The 19,081-nt window shown below is 54.9% G+C and carries 15 protein-coding genes and 2 pseudogenes; 15 read left to right on the top strand and 2 right to left on the bottom strand.

Annotation, left to right across the window (positions count from 1 at the left end; genetic code table 11):
- The 4 genes and pseudogenes from F3J19_RS29090 to F3J19_RS29075 all read left to right on the top strand — a co-directional run.
- Positions 1-274: pseudogene (locus F3J19_RS29090) on the top strand (hypothetical protein); the annotation flags it as partial.
- A gap of 31 nt (positions 275-305) precedes the next feature.
- Positions 306-1,514 carry an integrase arm-type DNA-binding domain-containing protein gene (locus F3J19_RS29085; RefSeq protein ID WP_167049367.1) on the top strand — a complete coding sequence of 403 codons (1,209 nt, stop codon included), beginning with the start codon at positions 306-308 and terminating at the stop codon, positions 1,512-1,514.
- Between the two features lie 1,314 nt (positions 1,515-2,828).
- Positions 2,829-3,089: a hypothetical protein gene (locus F3J19_RS29080; protein ID WP_167049365.1), complete on the top strand. Its 261-nt coding sequence runs from the start codon at positions 2,829-2,831 to the stop codon at positions 3,087-3,089.
- Positions 3,090-3,121: 32 nt separating this feature from the next.
- Positions 3,122-3,862: an autoinducer binding domain-containing protein gene (locus F3J19_RS29075; RefSeq protein WP_167049364.1), complete on the top strand. Its 741-nt coding sequence runs from the start codon at positions 3,122-3,124 to the stop codon at positions 3,860-3,862.
- A gap of 940 nt (positions 3,863-4,802) precedes the next feature.
- Here F3J19_RS29075 and mnmH read toward each other — a convergent pair.
- Positions 4,803-5,861, bottom strand: a complete 1,059-nt coding sequence (mnmH, locus tag F3J19_RS29065) for a tRNA 2-selenouridine(34) synthase MnmH (RefSeq protein ID WP_167049360.1) — start codon at positions 5,859-5,861, stop codon at positions 4,803-4,805.
- A 358-nt stretch (positions 5,862-6,219) separates the two neighbouring features.
- On the opposite strand from mnmH, the gene F3J19_RS29060 reads away from it, so the two are divergent.
- The 3 genes from F3J19_RS29060 to F3J19_RS29050 all read left to right on the top strand — a co-directional run bounded on the left by F3J19_RS29060 (position 6,220) and on the right by F3J19_RS29050 (position 7,403).
- The gene (locus F3J19_RS29060; RefSeq protein WP_167049358.1) at positions 6,220-6,780 is read left to right on the top strand and encodes a hypothetical protein; all 561 of its coding nucleotides are present in this window, start codon (positions 6,220-6,222) and stop codon (positions 6,778-6,780) included.
- A gap of 103 nt (positions 6,781-6,883) precedes the next feature.
- Positions 6,884-7,123, top strand: a complete 240-nt coding sequence (locus tag F3J19_RS29055) for an AlpA family transcriptional regulator (protein WP_167049356.1) — start codon at positions 6,884-6,886, stop codon at positions 7,121-7,123.
- Positions 7,113-7,403, top strand: a complete 291-nt coding sequence (locus tag F3J19_RS29050; protein ID WP_167049354.1) for a hypothetical protein — start codon at positions 7,113-7,115, stop codon at positions 7,401-7,403. Before F3J19_RS29055 ends, F3J19_RS29050 begins: the two co-directional genes overlap by 11 nt.
- A gap of 287 nt (positions 7,404-7,690) precedes the next feature.
- Here the strand turns inward: F3J19_RS29050 and F3J19_RS29045 are convergent.
- Positions 7,691-7,954, bottom strand: a pseudogene (locus F3J19_RS29045) (IS3 family transposase); the annotation flags it as partial.
- Between the two features lie 705 nt (positions 7,955-8,659).
- Between F3J19_RS29045 and F3J19_RS29040 the strand changes: the two are divergent.
- The 8 genes from F3J19_RS29040 to F3J19_RS29005 all read left to right on the top strand — a co-directional run bounded on the left by F3J19_RS29040 (position 8,660) and on the right by F3J19_RS29005 (position 19,037).
- Positions 8,660-10,042 carry an MFS transporter gene (locus tag F3J19_RS29040; protein ID WP_167049352.1) on the top strand — a complete coding sequence of 461 codons (1,383 nt, stop codon included), beginning with the start codon at positions 8,660-8,662 and terminating at the stop codon, positions 10,040-10,042.
- A 135-nt stretch (positions 10,043-10,177) separates the two neighbouring features.
- Positions 10,178-11,200: a zinc-binding dehydrogenase gene (locus F3J19_RS33030; RefSeq protein ID WP_167049350.1), complete on the top strand. Its 1,023-nt coding sequence runs from the start codon at positions 10,178-10,180 to the stop codon at positions 11,198-11,200.
- Between the two features lie 27 nt (positions 11,201-11,227).
- Entirely contained in the window at positions 11,228-12,715 is a 1,488-nt protein-coding gene (locus F3J19_RS29030) for an NAD-dependent succinate-semialdehyde dehydrogenase (protein WP_240159330.1), read from the top strand.
- A gap of 939 nt (positions 12,716-13,654) precedes the next feature.
- Positions 13,655-15,037, top strand: a complete 1,383-nt coding sequence (locus F3J19_RS29025; RefSeq protein ID WP_167049346.1) for an MmgE/PrpD family protein — start codon at positions 13,655-13,657, stop codon at positions 15,035-15,037.
- Between the two features lie 256 nt (positions 15,038-15,293).
- A complete protein-coding gene (locus tag F3J19_RS29020; protein WP_167049344.1) occupies positions 15,294-16,136 on the top strand; it encodes a hypothetical protein in 843 nt (280 codons plus the stop codon).
- A gap of 86 nt (positions 16,137-16,222) precedes the next feature.
- Positions 16,223-16,882 (top strand): aspartate/glutamate racemase family protein, encoded by a 660-nt coding sequence (locus tag F3J19_RS29015; protein ID WP_167049343.1) that lies wholly within the window; start codon positions 16,223-16,225, stop codon positions 16,880-16,882.
- Positions 16,883-17,101: 219 nt separating this feature from the next.
- Positions 17,102-17,899 (top strand): aldolase/citrate lyase family protein, encoded by a 798-nt coding sequence (locus F3J19_RS29010; protein ID WP_167049341.1) that lies wholly within the window; start codon positions 17,102-17,104, stop codon positions 17,897-17,899.
- 172 nt (positions 17,900-18,071) lie between these two features.
- A complete protein-coding gene (locus F3J19_RS29005; RefSeq protein ID WP_167049339.1) occupies positions 18,072-19,037 on the top strand; it encodes a D-glycerate dehydrogenase in 966 nt (321 codons plus the stop codon).
- Positions 19,038-19,081: the final 44 nt, after the last annotated feature.

The raw sequence follows: 19,081 nt of genomic DNA, 5'->3' as shown, positions 1-19,081 counted from the left end.
CGACATTCGCAATCTGCAGCTTGAACACGACCTGTTGAAGAAGGCGAATGAACTCCTAAAAAAAGACCTGGGCGTCGACCTGCCACTCCTGAGCAACCGGGAGAAGACGACGCTGGTTGACGCCCTGGGCACCAGAGTATATTCCGGCGAGTTCCGGAGAAGTACGGAAACCCGCGACAGCACAAGGCTTCGCGGGTTTTTTGTTTCCTGCGTGGTGCGGCGAAGTGCTGGGACAGCCAGCAAAATTGGTGGTATTTTTGGTGGTATCTGCTGAATTTTTGCTGTGTACTGCAGGAGATACCACCATGCCGCTCACCGACACACAGGTGCGGACCGCCCGCTACAACCCAGAGGGCGCTGGCAATCGGTTGTCCGATGGTGGTCGCATGTACCTCCAACTGGACAAGTCGGGCGCCAAATATTGGCGGATGAATTACCGGTTCGCGGGCAAGGATAAAACGCTCGCTCTCGGCGTTTATCCGGATGTGTCGTTGGCTGCTGCACGAAAGAAGCGCGACGAGGTGCGTGCGAGCCTAGCTGCAGGCATGGACCCAAGCGCGGCAAAAAAGGCTGATAAGCGTGCAGTCCGACTCGCAGCAGGCAATACGTTTGAAGCGGTTGCATTGGCATGGATGGAAGAACGTAAGTCCAACATAGAACCTCGGCAGCATGAGAACACGCTCGCGCGTTTCAAGAACGATGCGTTCCCGTGGCTAGGCAAACGTCCCATTTCCGAGATTGATGCTCCAGAGATTCTTGAGGCACTGAAACGTGTCGATAGCCGCGGCGCGCGCTATACCGCCCATCGCTTGCGCGGAGAAATTAGCCGCGTCTTTCGATACGCGATCAAAGAGAGCTTCTGCAAGTCGGACCCAGCCCGTGATCTTGTTGGGGCTATTCCACCCGCGCAAACAACCCACTTCGCGTCGATCATTGAACCGGACAAAGTAGGCGAAATGCTGCGCGCGTTCGATGGCTTCAGGGGCACGTTTCCGGTTTTCTGTGCGCTCAGACTTGCTCCGATGCTGTTCGTCCGGCCTGGCGAGCTTCGTAAGGCAGAATGGAGCCACATAAATCTCGACCGCGCCGAATGGCGCTATGCCGTGACGAAAACTGATACGGCTCATCTTGTACCACTCGCTGCCCAAGCCGTCGCTATCTTGCGGGAACTCAAGGCATTGACCGGCAATGGTTTATACGTGTTCCCGGGCGCGCGCGATCGCAAGCGTCCAATGAGTGAAGCCACAATCAACGCAGTGTTGCGTCGCTTGGGGTACGACACACGTACGGAAATCACCGGCCACGGCTTTCGCGCGATGGCACGAACGATCCTGCATGAAGAGCTTGAGCATAAACCGGAGGTGATCGAGCATCAGCTCGCGCATGCGGTGCCTGATAACTTGGGTTCCGCCTACAATCGCACGAAGTTCATTAGGGAACGTCGAACGATGATGCAGGAGTGGGCAGATTATCTTGAACGGCTGAAGACCAGCAAGGTTGCGGCGGATGGTTGATTGAACAAGTAGGTGTGTACGAGATATCCGTCCGCCTGTTGGCGACCAACTTCACGACGTGGTTGCTGACTCTTGTCGATCCCCCGAAGGGATGGTGTCACTCGCGCGGCGGATCTCGGACCGTTACGCGGGCGATAGAGCCGAAACCAATTCGCTGTATATCGGAGAGTGCCGTCGCGACAAAAGTCTTCCATATCAAACGGAAGGAACGTCTTTCACGGCAACTGCATATCTGAGTCGGCGCGTGACGTACCTTTCCCTTCGCATTTCAAAATACGAAGGAGTGGCCGATTGATTGCTGCGAACGAATCGATAACTCCGTCAAAGACGAAGTCCAGCGCACAGCCATAGTCTTGATGCTGGCCAGCCGTGTCGAAACTGAGTTCCTTTAGTCTCTGGATGTTCGCGTCGACGTCACAGGAGTCCTCTATCCGACGGCCGTTATTAAAACTGAGAGGGGCCAGTCGCTAGTTCCGTTTTGCCTAATCGTGGCTGACGAAATCGAGATCAAGCATGTGTTGATTGATTCGGCCGTCGTGCGCGTACACCAGAACATCGTCGTACTGTTCAGCTTTTCTAGCGGTGTTCCTTGAGGAATAAGGGTTTGGTGTCAATATGCTGCTCCGAAAAGCGCACCAGCTACAGATCTGGGCACACCTGAGAATGGGCTGTGGCCATTGGTGGCTGCTCGGAGCCCCTTGGCTTCGACGGACGCGAGGGACATCATAGGACTGGCGAGCACATCGGTCACACCGGACGTCGGTGGAGTGCCCGAGATTTTCATCTTCTTATCCTTAAGGCGACGTGTACGTGCACGAGCTAGTTACGTTTGGCATGTCCCTATAAATTTTGATGTGGAACTCGTTTTCCTCGTCGCGCCACGAAACTGTACAGCCATCCTGAGTCCACTTATCAGAGATCAACGCAAATCGGCATAGCCTAACATTTGTATTATGAATACTCGATAAGCCATTGGCTCACCCTATTTGGCAGATGAATATGTGCAAACTAAGCTGAAGATTCGTACGTCGCGAGGCTTTTCTTTCCGAAAGCTTTCGATCATGGCAAACGTAACATGCGAAGTCGGGTTTCTTTGCCCTAAGTGCAGTGCTCCAATGGAAGACGGTTGGGAACTCCTCGCTGCGGGTGAAATTCACTGTCTCACTTGTCAGTGTTGTGGTTCTGTATTCAACGGCTTGATCGTGGAATGTGATGCATGCGGGGCCGAGGACTTTGTCACTAGCACGTCAGCCATCGACCCCGAGATGATTCGCTGCTCCTCGTGCGGTCATCGTAATCATCGTGGTGGAGTCGATGATGAAGAGCCTTGTTTATGAGCGCGGGCTCGTCGTCGGTGGGGAACAGATTGTGCTCAGTCTTTTCCGAACCTCACTAGGCTTTACTCTTGAGCGACGATTAATTGAAAGGGATCAAACGGTATTCGTCCAGGTGCTTCCGATCATGACGCTGAACGATGTGCAACGATTTTCCGCTGCAGACGTCTACTCAAAAGAACTCGTTCCGTTGTATTACGAAGTTCGTCGCCATCTCGTAGAAATTCACACGCTCGAGTAGCTGACGAGCGCGCGGGGATCAAGGGTCAAGAAATGACTACCCAACATGCATCCCCTGCATTAACTGTTCTTTTTGAAAAACTCACCAATGCCAACGGGGACTGTGAATTGGCGGATTGCGTCAGATCCATAGTCAACGAACTTGGCGGTGAGTCATATGTCTTCGCAGTCCTTTCTCCAAGGGCGACAACGGCGAGTCGTCCTACCCATCGATTCCTCATCGGCTGCAGTCCCGAGTGGTGCCAGATGTATAACGCCAACAAGTGGTACATGACCGATCCGTTTCTGGAGTATGCGCGAAGTAACACAGCACCGATCACTGGGTCGGAGATCGTGGTCGAAACACAGGGACAACGCGAAATGCTTGCGGCCGCAAGTGAAAATGGTTTCAGAAGTGGGATCGTCATACCAGTTCACACGAGTGTTGTAGATCGTCTCGGTGTCTTGTATGTCGGTTCAAATGATAGTCAGGCAGCAGGGGAAAAGAGGCTTACTGCGCATCGAATGTACTTCAGGGCACTTGCGTCGGAGCTACTGGATTGGTTCATCCGAATGGTAAAAAGCGAAGTGGTTGATGGGTACGGAATTACCGAAATGGATCTGCGCATAATTGGCTACCTGAGGACTGGTTTTGCTGCCGCAGATATCGCTCGTGAGATGGGGGTGTCCATTCAGACTGTCTATGGAAACTATAAAAGAATAAAAGATAAGGTCGGAGTTTCTCATATCTCGGAAGCGGTTAAATTCGCTGAGGCAAATGATCTCTTGGCGTAACTCTGGCAGAGCATTCTGGCTCTCATTAACTCTGCCGATGGCCGCTGGAGTCTTGTTCATCGTCAGTTGGCCATGGGTTTTCGTGATGGTTGTGCTATTTGTTGTTCCCGTACTAGATGCAGTGATAGGCCGAGGCATTGCGGGTGAAGGGCAGGTTATGGAGAAAAAAGATGAGGTCCAGGTGCCGCTCTGGTTCGTGTTTGCTTGGATCGTAGTGATAGGAATCGGTGCATGCCGCTCGTCTACGGCGTCCTGGATGGATCTTATTGGCTTCGCCGTGGCGAGTGGAATATTAAGCTCAACAGCAATGGCGCACCTTCATGAGCTTGCACATCGCTCCAGCTCACTTTGGAGGGAGGTTAGTGACATCGGATTCGTGATCGCTGGTTATCCGCATTATCGAACGGCACACCAGTTACACCATCAACATGTAGGAAATCAGCGGTTCGGCTCGACGGCGTCAGTGGGAACGTCGGTCTGGCGCCATGTTGGTTGTTCTTATACCGCAGCCTTGATCTCTTCATTTTCGAGGCATTCATATCGTGACGGTAAAGTGCCACGCCATCTCTTTCGAAATGTACTTTTCTCCTTACTGATGTTGATTTCTGCAGTGTTCCTGAAAACGCGCATCGCAATGTTTTACGTTGGCTACGTCATTGTGAGTGTCTTTGTCGTCGAAGCAGTAGGGTACATGCAGCACTACGGATTTGATCGCCATGCTTGCCGAGCCACAATTACGGCTTGGGACGTGGACTTCTGGCTGTCGAACCGCCTGCTTATCAATAACGGATTTCATAACGCTCACCATCGCCACAGCGGGGACCCATTTATGAGGCTCACTGCGCAAAGCATCACTTTGCCCGGTGGCTACTTCCAGATGCTCTGGCTAACTCTTTTTCCGTCACTCTGGTTTTCGGTAATGAATCGGCGGACTGAGATATTACTGAGACGGCAGCGACGTCGGTGTCTCACTCTCAGAAATCAGATATTTTGCGATAGTTGCAAGATACGTTGAATCGAGTGTCTTAAGTTGGATTCCAGTGGAGCATCCAGTGTGCGAGTAATTCTTCCTCGTGGAACGTGAGTATGCTGGGTCGTAGTAGTCGAGCATGATACTCTCGAAGAGCGCATCGATTTCATTGCACTCAGCTAGCGACATCCATTTTTGTAACGTTACACGGCTGACGAGGGATTTCAGATGGCTTAGTTGTATGACCAAACCCTTCGGATCCTTTTCGAAGTGAGGATACTCGCGACGCCACATCGCTATTCTTTCGGGCATCGGGGTTTGGACGGAAAACAAGCGTCCTTCATGCATTTTATTGAACAGTGCAGTGGGTAGTTGAACATGTCCAATCCGTTTGCTTTCACTTTCAATCCATACGGGTTTTTCCGGTGTTAAGCGATATAGTTCGGCAAGCAGCATGCTATCGAATAGCTTTTGAGTGGGTTGTGGCCGTCCCGGAATCGCGCCGATAATCGAGCCTCGGTGTGATGCTATATCTTCCAGATCAATGACTTGGGATCCTGCTTTCCTTAAAGCGGTCAGCAAGCGAGTCTTACCGCATCCTGTAGGACCGGAAAGCACGTTGAACTGTAAATTTGCCGGGATTTCTTCGAGAGTTTGACGTACCCAGTTCCTATACCCTTTCCACCCCTTCGGCAGTCGTTCGACTTTGTAGCCGATTGTTTCCAGAGTGTCGGCCCAGAGCTTGCTGCGCTTTCCACCCCGAAAGCAGTAAACCAGAATCGAGCTTCGTCGGCTTGTCTGGAAATACGGAAGTTCAAGATGCCGCGCGATGTTTTTCAGGGAATACGCGACGCCGATCTGATACGCCCGCATGGGATCCGTTCGATGTGTGGTACCGACTTCTGCATACTCATCGTCGAAGACAACGGGAAGATTGATCGCGCCAGGCAAATGGTCTTCAGCAAACTCGCGAGGGCTCCGTGCGTCGATGACCAGATCAAACTTCTTCAGAGTATCCACGTCGTACATAGCTTGCTCCTGCTATCACGTTGAAGGTGAAAAGTCAATACGAACCGGCGTTGTACCGATGTTGCGCTCAGCGGATTAGACTTTTTCCCAGAGCACCTTCCTGCGGTCGGCGCTGCCGGTCGCGTTGCATTGGCCTGCTCTCGGACCTTTCATGGAGCTGCGATTTCCAGCTTCAGGATACGCCGTATGAAGCAGGGCGTCGGAAGTATTGAATGAAGCGATAGAGCAGGCGGCTAGGGTTGGTAGTCGTGGTCGAGATCTGAATCAGCTCAATGGGTGACGCGAGCATCCTGTGATGATTGGCGGAAAGTAACGGAGAGAGAGCCGAGGCGAAAAGCTGTAGGCGATGAGGACGGTCATGGATCACTCACAGCGCGCATGTCAGCTGCCAGGAACTCGCGACAATAGCGTCGCAGCACCTATTGTTAATCCATTGCAGCGGCGAATCGATCGGGCTGAGGCTGATATCCGCCGACTCACGGAGCAGTTGAAGGGGAAGGAACGTCAACTGAGCGATATGGGAAAGGCACTTTTGCGCACAGTGACCGTGCATCATGCGATCGAGGAGCGGCAGGAGACGGAGCTTGAGTCTTTGCGTGCGATGGCCCCAGCATGGAGAACTTGTCGATGTGCATTCGAGGGCTACGTGGGGAATTCTGATGGAGTCGCAGTTTATCTGCCATTCATGACTGAGACTCTGTCTGGAATGTTTGATGTCATGCAGGATTTCTGGTCCGACTATGACGAGAACAATCCGCCCAAGTCGTCAGTGGTTGCCCGGGCGATAGACGAACGACTGAATTTGAAGTCCCAGTCCGATGGTGAGGCGTCTCGTAGTGCACAGACCTATGCGTCGGCGATTCGACCCGACTGGCTGAAGGAAACTGACAGCCGGCACCATATGCGATCGCGGTCCTGACGGGGTGTTCTGACGGTAAGACGGAATTGCCCGTCCGGGCTTCCTGTTGCTTGAATCGGATCTGCGCCGGACCGATCCGGACCAAGCCAGGAGGGTGAGAATCATGTCGGACTCAATACGCGTAGCGGGCGCGATCCTGCGCCGCAAACAGGTCGAACAGGTTGTTGGGCTTTCTCGCACAACTATTTATCAGCGCATCAAGGATGGTACTTTTCCGAAGCCGGTTTCTCTAGGCGGCCGAATGGTCGGCTGGCGTGCCTCGGATATCGAACTGTTCCTGGTCGATCCGGCTGGATATCGGGTATCGTCCGGCAAGCTTGGCGGGGAGCTCGATGATGACTGACGCATCCCGTGTATCGCTGGAATCCCGTCTGGATAATTGGGCTAATGCATCACGCGGCCCGCACGATCCGATTGACGCGGCGAAGATCGAGACAGCATGGCGATGTCTCGATCCACGTCACAAGGAGTTGCTTCGCATGGTGTTCCTATGGCATGCCGATCGTGAGGTCGTGTGTCGCCGACTCAAGATTCCGCGCTATCCGCGCAGTCGTTACGACCTGATGCTCGCTTCAGCCAAGCAGGCGCTCGCTTACCTGCTGGAGAAGGAGTACTCAAAGTAGGAGATTGCTACCGACGCACTGCCGCTGGCGGTTCGGTCGCGCGTTGGGACGATAACACTGCCCCAACGGCTTCGATCAAGGTGTTTTGAGGGGGGCAGAAGTGCGAGCGCCGTGTTGATCGCGTTCAACAGCAAGCGACGATGACATAGAGCTTGGTCCGCTGGAATGTCCCGGAGTTGTCCCTGTAACTCGGGACACGCGTACGCCGTTGGTTGATGGCACCGCAGCGGCCTGAACTCGAGAGGCGAGCTGTATTTTAGGGCTGTATGCGGGTGGCGCTCATATCATTGTTCAAACGCGATAGCCAGATGCAAGAGTGCCGTTGGTGCGTCGGGCTTGTGCATATAGGCGACGTAATTATGTTCCATCGTCTTCACGAACGATCCTGCCATGCCATTACTCTGCGGCGAACGCACCGGTGCGGTCAGCGGCTCAAGTCCCAGTTCACGGGCGAAGCTGCGCGTGCGGTGGTCGATGTAGGCCGAGCCGTTGTCCGACAGCCATTTGATGGGCTGCGTAGCCTGAGTGGTGCCGAAGCGCTGTTCGACGGCTAGAGTCGCTCCACGTTCCATGAAGCGCTCACAGGCAATCCTTTCGAACGCTGGATGCATATACGTCTTGTCCAGCGATGGAATAGTCGTCGCCGATTGTTCGGATTGGTCATATAGGCCGTGACCCAGTTCCACGCCAATCGCTGAGCGCGAGGTGATGTATGTAATTTCCCCCTATGTTTGTGCGAGCGAAGGTGGCCATTGAGTGCCGACGGGGTCGAAGGCGGCACGTAAGAAGCGGTCGCATCCGGGCGAGAGACCGGTCACTGGCGTCGACGTTGAGCCTGTGGTTAGCTAAGCTTACCGACGGACGAAGAAAAACGGACTGTACGCGTCAGAGGCAACGGCGCAAAGTACACGCATAACGACGGCTACAAGCTTACTCACTTTGGAGGCAACTTGCATCAAAAGTCCTCCTCAATTTTGACTTGCAGCAACGTGTTGCGGTCGTCTTACTCGAATCGTCTGCACATCGCGGCGCTTTCAAAGACCTGCACTTCGATGGAAAGGTGCTCAAAGCCACTAAGTCAGCTTTGGTCGACCTACGAGGAGGAAGGGTGCTGCCGCGCCGACGCTCAAACACCGCCCGACGTTCGTCTCGCTCAATTCAGTGTGCCTATTGCTCTGAATTGGAAAATGCCCGGATTTGTAGTGATGTAACACGCAGGCAATGACCAGCGTGTGGATTTGACGGAGACACTATTAATGGCTAACAACGTGAATTCTGGCGCGAGACTTGATCGGCTCCCGCTCGGGGCTTTCCATGCGCGCGTCTTATGGCTGGTCGGGATGGGCATGTTTTTCGACTCATTCGACAATACCTTGTCGAGTTCAGTGCTCGCCGCGATGCTCCACAGTGGCTGGTCTACCTTGCACCTGAATTCACTCTTTATGTCGGCGACCTTTACCGGGCTCACAATTGGGGCGGGGCTTGCCGGTTGGCTGAGCGATCGCTTCGGGCGGCGGTTCGCGTATCAATTTAATCTCGCAATCTTCGGTGGAATGGCGCTTCTTTCTGCCTTCGCTCCGTCCATGCCGTGGCTTATCGCGTTCCGCTTTGTTATGGGTCTTGGCATGGGTGCCGAGTACGTGATGGGTTACGGACTTGTTATTGAGTTTGTGCCGCCCGCCCACCGTGGTAAATATCTGGGTCTTCTTGCGTTGATCGGTGGGTCGGGCGTCTTCATCACCTCTGTGGTGGCCACGATTGTGATTCCGTGGGTGGGCTGGCGTCCAATGTTTGTGATTGGTGGCATCGGTACGTTGTGGGTTTGGTGGATGCGTCGTCACTTACCCGAATCGCCTCGGTGGTTGGAGCGCGTCGGCCGCAATGCGGAGGCAGAAGAGATCCTTCGAGCCATCGAGAAGGAGGCCGGCGTCACTGAACCGCTTCCTGTCGGACGGCAGTCACCGGCAAAAGAGCCACATTGGGTGCCGATTTCCGCACTATTCTCGCGGACTGTGATCCGGCGAACCATGCTGGCCATCGTCGTCAACGTCATCTGCCTGTTTGGTTCATATAGTCTTACGGGATGGATGCCAACTTTCTTTGTCAAGCAGGGTATGAGTGTTACCCATTCCCTTGGCTTTAATGCTGCCATGATGGGTGGCTGGATTGCGGGGCCACTGTTTCTCGCGTACATCTCTGACCGTATTGGTCGGCGCACAGCAATTATGTTGTTCGGCGCGGTGTGCGCGTGTCTCGGGACAATCTATCCGTTCCTGAGCTCTTCGATCGCGATCGTTCTTTGCGGCTTCTTGCTGGTTTCGGCAGTCGCAATCTTTTTGACGTTAGGCCTCGGTACGACTCCAGAGCTGTTCCCGACCGAATATCGATTCCGTGGCGGTGGCGTTGCTCAAATGATCGGTCGACTGGGCCTGATCGGTTCACCGTTCATTGTGCTGGCGCTCTTCAATCGATTTGGCATCACGGGCGTCGTTGGCGCCATCGCAGGGGCTTATCTATTTGTCGCGCTGCTCATGCTGGTGGCGGGGATCGAAACCAACCAACAGTCTCTTGAGTCGCTCGAGCCCGAAGAGAGCTCTGATACAACCGAGATGCTGGCACATACTGCTACTCGACGCTAGGCCGAGCCATCGCGTCGGGTCGGTAAGAGACCGTCTCCCGAGCGCCCGAGCGGGCGCTCGAGGGGTCTTCAGCTGCGGTCCAGCCGACCGCAATCTGCAAAATTGTTGAATTGAGACTGAAGAGGAAATTGAGGCATGCGTGGCATTGTCTTTCGTGGAAACTGTACTCTCGAGCTTGCGACTTTCCCTGATCCGACGCCAGGCGTCGGTGAGGTTGTTTTAGAGATCAAAGCCTCCGGTATGTGCGGGAGCGATCTTCACTTTTACCGCCAACAGGAAAACGTAGCCAGACGCTCGGTTATCGGAGGACACGAGCCGTGTGGAGTCGTAGTTGCAGTCGGCCCTGGTGTAATTGGACCTTATGCGCGAGTTGGCGCGCGGGTCATGGTTCATCATTACAGCGGCTGTATGGGATGCCCCGACTGTCGTTCGGGGTGGCCGCAAATGTGCAGAACGACGCCGGTAACGGTATATGGCACAGATGCACACGGCGCGCACGCGCCGTACATGAAAGTTCCTGCGGACACGTTAGTACCGCTCGACGAACGACTTAGTTTCGAAGCGGGAGCGGCAATTTCGTGTGGCACGGGCACTGCATGGGGTGCTTTTGAGCGCATCGGCCTAACCGGCCGAGACACCGTTGCAGTATTCGGCCAAGGACCTGTCGGTCTATCAGCAACGTTGCTTGCTAAGGCTCAAGGCGCGCGCGTCATCGCGCTTGACATCGATGAAAGTCGACGCAACACCGCAAAATCTTTCGGTGCGGATGCGGTGATTAATCCCCGTGACGGCCGGGTCGGCGAGGCAATCCGGGAACTGACTGAAGGAAAGGGTGTCAGCGTCGGATTGGAGACGTCTGGTGCGGCGACGGCCAACCAAGACGCTCTGGACTCGGTAAGTCCATGGGGCACAGTATGCCTCGTCGGTATCGGCTCAGAATTCAGCTTTTCTCTGGCGAAGTATCTGCGGACTCAAGTGCGCATCCTGACGTCCTGGACGATGTCGATTCAAGGTCAGCGAGCCTGCGCGGACTTTGTCGTCGACCGGGGAATTGATCTCGACAAACTCTTCACGAACCGCTGGCGACTCGACCAGGCAGAAGAGGCATATCAATCTTTCAATCGTCAAAGCGGCGGCAAGGGTGTGTTTTTGATGTAAGGCTGGACTTCAACAGTCTGGAAGTCGTTGCTCGAAGAACAAAATACAGGGAATCAGATGATGACTACGCGAGCGGATGCGGTCAAACGGTATCCGAAGCTCGGTCAGCTTATTGCTGGCGAGATGAAATACGGTGATGGCCGATCAACAATGGACGTCATTGATCCGACAACCGGCATTGCTCTTGGCGCGGTGTCAATGGCAACCGAAGCCGACGCCGATGAAGCAGTTGATGCGGCCAGTTCAGGTTTCGATGTATGGAGAAAGACATCCGCTTTTGAGCGAAGCAAACTGCTGCGCAGGGTTGCGGACCGCATGCGGGAAAGAGCTGAGGCGCTCGCGGAACTGCTGGTGCTTGAACTCGGCAAGCCATGGAGCGAGGCTCTTGGTGAGGTTGAAGTGGCGGCGGGAATGTGGGAGTGGGCCGCCGAGGAAGGCAGGCGCGCGTACGGTAGGGTGATTCCTTCACGGGAAACCAACGCGCGTCAGCTGGTGCTCATCGAACCCGTGGGGCCTGTGGCTGCTTTTGTCACCTGGAACGGACCGCTGGTTACGCCGTCGCGCAAGATGTCGGGCGCATTGGGAGCTGGTTGTTCGATCGTTCTTCGAGCCTCTGAAGAGGTGCCTGCGTGCGCCTTCGCGCTTGGGCAAATTGTGTACGAATGCGGCCTTCCAGCGGGTGTTCTCTCTGTCTTGTCCGGAGATCCCGTGATGCTGTCGAACAAATGGCTCGAAAGCCCCGTTACCCGTGCTGTGACGTTTACCGGTTCGACACAAGTCGGAAAGCTGCTGTCGCAGCAAGCCGTGGCACATATGAAACGTCCCATCATGGAGCTGGGCGGCCATGCACCAGTCTTGGTATTTGACGGCATTGACGTTCAGACGTTCGCTGAGCGTGCAGTCGCCGCGAAATTTGCCAATTCCGGCCAAGTGTGCTTCGCGCCAACCCGGTTCTATGTTCAACGTTCTATCTACGCTGACGTCCTTGAGGCGATGACTGCCGAGGCAAAGAAGATAGTCGTTGGGTGCGGATTTGACCCTTCGACCCGCATGGGGCCCCTGAAGAGCGAGAGGCGGCTCAGGGCAGTGGAAGACCTTATCGCGGATGCAAGACGGTGCGGTTTCCGGGTCGCCACGGGAGGCAGGCGTCTTGATCGGCCAGGATTCTTCTATGAACCAACGATTGTTGCGGACGCGACTACCGAAGCGAAGCTTTCGAACACCGAACCGTTCGGCCCGATCGCGGCGTTGACGCCGTTCGACACGTACGACGAGGCTATAGCCTTCGCTAACCGCTTGCCATATGGCCTCGGGGCTTACGTGCATGCTCGCGAGTTCGAGACACTTCATCGTGCCACTGGCGATCTCGAAGCCGGCAACGTCATTTGCAACGGGTGGAGAGTCACTTATCCTGAAACGCCATTTGGAGGCCACAAGGAAAGTGGCATGTTCTCCGAAGGCGGAATTGAAGGGCTCCGTGCGTTCCAAAATGTGAAGTACGCGTCGCTGTCTTGATGGTTTCGGGCTTTCAATGGTGACGTTTGGGTCTGCGGGCAACGCGGCCGCCCATTGAGGAAGGTGCAATCGGGGACCTACGTGGCCGACCGTACAAGTTTCTGCATGACGTAGGGCCAGAAAGTGCTCTCCGAGAAGCCATTCCCGCGAATTCGACGACCACGTGAATTATTATGATCGGTTTGCTGATGTCTGGCGCTGAGTGGTGGTGACGACGGACCGACTGTCGGAGAGCACCCACCGGGGCATCCTCGTCGTGCTCTCCCTGCGCTGGCACGCGCGCTCGTTGCCGTTCGCTGCGCTATTTACATGTCGCGCATCTCAGGTTCGGTGTAAGCGTTGCCGTTGCGCTCCGGAATAATGCGGGTGTAGCGGTCGGCAGGTATCGGCCGCCGGTAGAAGGGCAGACAGTCTACGCCGCTAGCAAACCTGTCTCCGTCAACATTGATATCTCTTAAGGCTGTCTTTCGCTGTCTCGGAGCGCGGATCCACGCCGCGGTGCTTCCGACTATGGCGCGATTGTTGCCAGATTCTGCGCGCAAGGCGTCTTCCCAGTACCCCCGGATTTATAGCTTGAGAAAGCGAGCGATGCTGCCAGGCTACAACGCCGTGTGCCACTCGAATTGGCAGAAACGGTCGGCGCCCCGACATAAATGGTCCCAGCGTTGAACAGGTTGGAGGGTGCAACGCTGACCACTGACGTTAGCGCAGCTTACCAGGCCGTAGAAGAAAACGAACTGTACTTAAATTACTCTCGCGCGCAGAATTAATAGCGCGATAAAGATGTAGATAGAAAGTAGGGCTATTCACAGTGGCGACGAGTGGCGATTTGTCTCGGCGCTACTGGAGACTCTCAGACATGTGAGCGAAGGCCCAGCTTACGGTGGCACGCAGAGCCGTGAGCACATTCATAGTACGGATTATCTGAGCAATCTCTCCATGAACGACGACTTGGATCTTTGTCATCACTTCGCTAATTCTCTAGCCAATACTCGCTACGAAGACCTGTCTGCAGACGCTATCGAGGGCGCGAAGAAGACCATACTCGATACGTTGGGCGTGACATTGGCTGCCAGCGGTATGGAGCCAGCGGTGAGGGCGTTGGTTGAACTCCTGCAACAGGGCGGAGGGAGTGCAGAAAGTACGGTCCTCGGTTTTGGCGGTAAGTTGCCTGCAATTTCCGCTGCTTTCGCGAACGGTTCCATGGCGCATTGCCTGGACTTCGACGACCAAACGCCGTGGGGTGCGCATGCAGCTAGTTCCGTTGTTCCGTCCGTCTTTGCGATCGCGGAGCGCATGGGAGGTGTTTCGGGAAAGAGACTGATTACAGCGGTAGCGATCGGTCAAGACCTTTTCGCACGGCTGCGTTGCAATGTTGGCTGGAATCAAAACTGGAACCTGTCGTCGATGGTTGGCGCATTTTCCGCTACGGCATCTGCCGCCTACGTCCTTGGACTGTCCGCTGAGCAGACTGGTCACGCATTAGGCATTGCCAGCCAGCAGTCCTGTGGAACGATGGAAGTCATCTTCGCAACTGGCAGTGATCTGCGTGGGATGTATGCTGGTTTTACCGCGAAGGGAGCTGTGATCGCAGCCCTTCTCGCACAAAAGGGCATAACCGGGATCAAGACGCTATTCGAAGGAAAAGCAGGGATTTTCAACGTCTACTTTGGCGGAAAGTATGACCGTGAAAAGATGCTCGATGGGTTGGGCGAGCGGTTCCTCGGGGGAACCACACTCTACAAGGCATGGCCTGCGGTTGGAAACTCGCACACGTATATCCACGCGACCATCGAATTGATGAAGGAAAAGGGAATTGCCGCGAAGGATATCGAAACGATCCGGACCTTTGTCGGTGATTTCACAAACACCATGTGTACGCCCCTGGAAGTGCGGCGTGCCCCGAACACGCTCGTGGACGCAAAGATGAGCCTGCCTTTCATTGTTGGTGTCGCAGCGAGTAAAGGAAGGATGAACATCGCCGATTTCAGTGAAGCAGCAATAAAGGATCCCGAAGTACTGGCGATGGCAGCGAAGGTCGTGCCGGTACAGGATCCCAACCAGAATTGGACGTTCAAGCTGCCCGATGGACGAATTGAGATTGTGACGCGAGATGGCCGGGTTTTCGAGCGACTTGGGGACAATATCCCCGGTAGTGCAGAAGCACCTCTTAGCTGGGAGCAGCTTACGGAAAAATTCGTGAGTTGCGCTTCAGTCGCCGCAGTCCCGCCTTCGAAGACTGGCATCGATAAGGCTCGAGAACTGGTGTGTACGCTGGAAAGTGCCAGTGACGCCACCGATGTGATTCGTGTGCTTGGTTGAAAAGGTTTTCGACTGTTCGGTGAAAGGGGAACCTTCGTGAAAGCGACTGCGTTCCATACGGGATGGCGTTATGACTGATCGCCGTCAAGAGAGCGGGATTGAGCTGTAGGCGAGCATGGATCACTTAAAAAATCAGTAATAAATTTTGGCGCAAATCGTAGGACGACGAAGTGATTGAAACTTCGGAAGCATTCAAAATGCGTCGCGGGGATTAGCCGCATGAATGCGGCCAGATTTAGACCATAAGGAGGGTCATATGCGAGTTTCAGAGGCCTCGACAACAGATTACGGCCGGATTGGTAGCAACATGCGGGAAGGTGTTCTCGAGCAAAAGTTTTTGCTGCAGGGAAAGCCCGGTTCTCCAAACAATTACCTCATTAACGTGGGGCGTACGGGCGCCGGTGGCTGGACTGCACCAAGTCACCGCCACAATTTTGACCAGGTCCGGTACGTGATCAAGGGCAATTTTCCCTATGGGAAGGGAAAGAGCTTGCCAGAAGGTTGGGTCGGGTACTTCCCTGAGAGCGTGTACTACGGGCCCCAAGACCGCCCAGAAGGTCTTGAAATGATGGTTTGCCAGTTCGGAGGGGCGGCGGGCTACGGCTTCGTAAGCGTGGAAGAGCGCGAAGCGGCTAACCAGGCATTGAGGAGCAAGGGCGAGTTCAAGGACGGCATTTTCACGTGGTACGACGAGTCGGGCAAGAAGCACAATCAGGATAGCTTTGAGGCCTGTTTTGAAGAAGTGAAGCGCCGAAAGCTTGAGTACGCGAAGCCACGCTATGAGGACCTCGTACTCATGAATCCGGCGAATTACCAGTGGGTTCCAGAAGAAACGAAGGGCGTATTTTTGAAATGGCTTGGTTCGTTCACGGAACGAAACACGCGGATTGGATTCGTAAAAATCGAAGCCGGTGCGACATTCGCGGCCGGTATGCAGTCGTCGACCGAACTTCTATTCCTGAGCAAGGGTAAGGTCGGGTTGGAGGGTAAGGAATATGGCCTCCACACGGCGTTCGAATTCGAGGCCAACGAGGGCCCCGTGGCGCTTAAGGCAGTCGAGGAGACGGAGCTGTTCCGCTTGGTGCTCCCAACGTTTTGACTCGGGCTAGTGGTGCGGCTAGACCGTGCCGCCTGCAGAGCTAGTCCTGTTCCCATACTCACTATATTGCGAAGTCAGATCAAGTTATGACTACCATCGTCGTGGTTCACACTGGACCTGTTACGGTCCAGCCGATTAAGGAGCAAATCAGCGAGCAAATCCCTGAGGCGCGTGTTATCAACATCATGGACGACAGCCTGCTCAATGACGTTCGTGCAGCCGGTCATCTGACGCAGGAGGTCGCTAGCCGAATCCACTCCTACATGGCCAATGCGCAAGCGATGCATGTGGACATCATCCTGAACGCCTGTTCGTCCGTGGGCGAAGCCGTTGATTCGGTGCGTAACTTCGTCAGCACACCCATCGTGAAGATTGATGAAGCGATGGCAGAAGAGGCGAGCTCCATCGGTCGTCGGATCGGGGTGGTCGCGACAGTGTCAACTACGCTTGAACCCACCGTTCGCCTGATCAAGAAGAAGGCGGCGGAACTTTCCCGGACTATTGACGTCACCGAGCGAATTGCTGAAGGTGCCTTTGAGGCTTTGCTCAGCGGTAACGCCGCGTTGCACGACGAGATCGTGAAGAACACTATTGTGGCCTTGGCGGAGCAAGTCGATGTGGTGGTGTTGGCGCAAGTTTCGATGGCGCGACTCGTGCCGCAGTTGGAAGGAGTTCGTGTTCCGGTGCTGTCCAGTCCTCGTAGCGGGGTTGCTGCTATGAAACGTGCTCTCGGCAACGTTCGTTAGAAGAAGGTATCGGAAGTTTTTAGTAGGCAGTCGATTGGCATCGGGTTGGACACGCGTCCATGCTCGTGAGGGTCTGAGGCTCCCGGAATGTATTAGATGTCCCGAGCGCAGTGTAAATGCGACAGAGCGACGGGCCATTGATGCAAGTTCAAGTACTGTTCAGTCCGCGCCGGTCGGCTGGTAGCCGAATTGTTTTGCGTTTGAAATTGAGGGGACAAAATGAAAGTAGCCGCGCGGGACTTGGTTCGGAACGTCGTCAAGGAAAAGCTCGCACGCGATGAGGTTGCGCTTTCCATGACCGTTCGCCTGGTAAGGACAGCGGAGATCGTGACGATCGCGAAAACAGCTGGCTTTGATACGTTCTATATTGACTTGGAACACAGCACGCTGTCGATTGAGTCCGCCGCTCAAATCTGCATGACGGCCATGAACGCTGGCATTGCTCCGTTCGTTCGATTGCCGAATCTATCTCCAGACGTCATCGCACGGATTCTGGATGGTGGTGCGCTCGGCGTGATTGCGCCGCATGTGGAGTCGGCTGAGCAGGCCAGGCAGGTCGTCCGCGCGGCAAAGTTCCCGCCGCTGGGTGAACGCTCACATGGCGGAGTGCTGCCGCATATGGGCTTTCGTTCGCTTCCAAGCTCTGAGGTCGGCGAAGCCGTGAATGACGCAACAATGGTCGTCATCATGATCGAGACCAAAGAGGCGCTTGCCGCAATCGATGAAATTGCCGCGATTGACGGTGTTGATTTGCTGTTCATCGGTACGAATGACCTTTGCGCGTCGCTGGGCATCCCAGGTCAGTTCGAGCACGAGATGATTCGCGATGCCTACTCGAAGGGCATGACTGCTTGCCGGAAGCACGGGAAGCACCTAGGGGTTGGTGGGCTCAATTCGCATCCGAAACTTGTTGCTCAATTCGTTGAAATGGGCGCGCGCTACGTCTCTGCAGGAACGGACATTTCGTTCCTGCTCAGCGCTGCGAGTGCTAAGGCAGCGGTGATGCGAGACCTCTGAGCAAGGTTCCCTTGCGAGCGTGGTGAGACTGGAACTGGCGATCGGCGGGCTTGCCACTAGTTCCAGCTGCGCTTTCAGCTGAGGCGATCACGAGTCGGCCAACGAGGACTGGCATTTCTGTCTGTTAGCTGACCGACTTGGAACGCCGCCACATACCTTAAGGATTTTCTGAATGAAAAAGATTGTAGTCTACAAGCCATTGCCCGAAGAAACGATTCAATACCTGCGTTCTCACGCAGAGGTGACGATTGTCGATCCGAAGCAACCTGGCGCGCTGATTGAAGCGCTTAAAGATGCTGACGGGGCAATTGGAACCGGCGTGAAAATGAATGCTGAAACGCTGGATGGCGCAGCCCGTCTTAAGGTGCTTTCCACTGTTTCGGTCGGCTTTGATGCTTTCGACGTCGACTATCTGAATCAGCGTGGAATTCTGCTAACGAATACACCGGACGTTCTCACCGAGTCCACTGCCGATACTGCGTTCTCGCTGGTCTTGCTTACGGGACGACGTATGGCCGAACTAGTGTCGTATGTGAAGGCCGGTAACTGGACGAAGAAAATCGCTGAAGATCGGTTCGGGGTAGATGTTCACCACAAGACACTGGGCATCATTGGACTGGGTCGTATCGGAACCTCGGTTGCCCGACGTGCCGCATTGGGTTTTGAGATGAACGTTTTGTACGTCGATCAAGCCACCAACGCGCTCGCCGAACGCGAGTATGGTGCGAAGAAGGTCGACTTGGACGAACTCCTGAAATCTTCGGATTTCGTTCTGGTGCAAGCGCCGTTGACTCCGGAAACACGCAATTTAATCAGCACGCCACAACTGAAAGCGATGAAACGGACCGCGTTTCTCATCAATGCTTCACGCGGTCCGATCGTCGATGAGCCAGCACTCATTGAGGCGTTGAAAGATGGCACCATCGCGGGCGCTGGTCTCGACGTATATTGGGAGGAGCCACTCTCGGCAGAGTCGCCGTTGCTGAAGCTGGACAACGTCGTGACGCTACCCCACATTGGATCCGCAACCCACGAGACTCGCCAGGCAATGAACAAGAATGCGGCAGAGAACCTCATCAGCGCGTTGGATGGTGGCTTGACCGCGAACATGGTGAACCCGGGAGTGTTAAAGCACTAACTCGTCTTGGCGTCTCGGCTAAATCCTGCGGCCTCCTGGCGTCG

Origin of the sequence: Burkholderia sp. Ax-1724, assembly GCF_011752995.1 — a bacterium.
Lineage (GTDB): Bacteria > Pseudomonadota > Gammaproteobacteria > Burkholderiales > Burkholderiaceae > Paraburkholderia.
This window is presented reverse-complemented; position numbering and strand designations above follow the sequence as displayed.